This is a genomic window from Providencia sp. Je.9.19 (genome assembly GCF_051129765.1).
GTDB lineage: Bacteria > Pseudomonadota > Gammaproteobacteria > Enterobacterales > Enterobacteriaceae > Providencia.
This window is the reverse complement of sequence record NZ_JBCPSS010000024.1, coordinates 1-1,182: the sequence shown is the minus strand read 5'-3', so window position 1 is coordinate 1,182 and position 1,182 is coordinate 1. Positions and strand designations below refer to the sequence as shown.

The window sequence follows — 1,182 nt, the reverse complement described above, 5'->3', positions numbered from 1 at the left end:
CGGATTTGCCTAATTCACCTGCCTACATTCTTAAACCGGGACAACCGTCGCCCGGATAGCCTAGCCTTCTCCGTCCCCCCATCGCAATTATCACCAGTACGGAAATATTAATCCGTTGCCCATCGACTACGCTTCTCAGCCTCGCCTTAGGGGTCGACTCACCCTGCCCCGATTAACGTTGGACAGGAACCCTTGGTCTTCCGGCGTGCGGGTTTTTCACCCGCATTATCGTTACTTATGTCAGCATTCGCACTTCTGATACCTCCAGCAACCCTCACAGGTCACCTTCAACGGCTTACAGAACGCTCCCCTACCCAACAATATCTAAATATCGCTGCCGCAGCTTCGGTGCATAGTTTAGCCCCGTTACATCTTCCGCGCAGGCCGACTCGACCAGTGAGCTATTACGCTTTCTTTAAATGATGGCTGCTTCTAAGCCAACATCCTGGCTGTCTGAGCCTTCCCACTTCGTTTCCCACTTAACTATGACTTTGGGACCTTAGCTGGCGGTCTGGGTTGTTTCCCTCTTCACGACGAACGTTAGCACCCGCCGTGTGTCTCCCGTGATAACATTCTTCGGTATTCGTAGTTTGCATCGAGTTGGTAAGTCGGGATGACCCCCTAGTCGAAACAGTGCTCTACCCCCGAAGATGAGTTCACGAGGCGCTACCTAAATAGCTTTCGGGGAGAACCAGCTATCTCCCGGTTTGATTGGCCTTTCACCCCCAGCCACAAGTCATCCGCTAATTTTTCAACATTAGTCGGTTCGGTCCTCCAGTTAGTGTTACCCAACCTTCAACCTGCCCATGGCTAGATCACCGGGTTTCGGGTCTATACCCTGCAACTCATTCGCCCAGTTAAGACTCGGTTTCCCTACGGCTCCCCTATACGGTTAACCTTGCTACAGAATATAAGTCGCTGACCCATTATACAAAAGGTACGCAGTCACCCTGATAAATCAAGGCTCCCACTGCTTGTACGTACACGGTTTCAGGTTCTATTTCACTCCCCTCGCCGGGGTTCTTTTCGCCTTTCCCTCACGGTACTAGTTCACTATCGGTCAATCAGGAGTATTTAGCCTTGGAGGATGGTCCCCCCATATTCAGACAGGATAACACGTGTCCCGCCCTACTCGTCGAGTTCACAACATAAGCATCTTCGGATACGGGGCTATCACCCTTT

The 1,182-nt window shown here is 51.5% G+C and carries 1 rRNA gene; it reads right to left on the bottom strand.

The features are described 5' to 3' along the window. Positions 1-1,182 (bottom strand): 23S ribosomal RNA (locus AAZR93_RS21545); the annotation flags it as partial.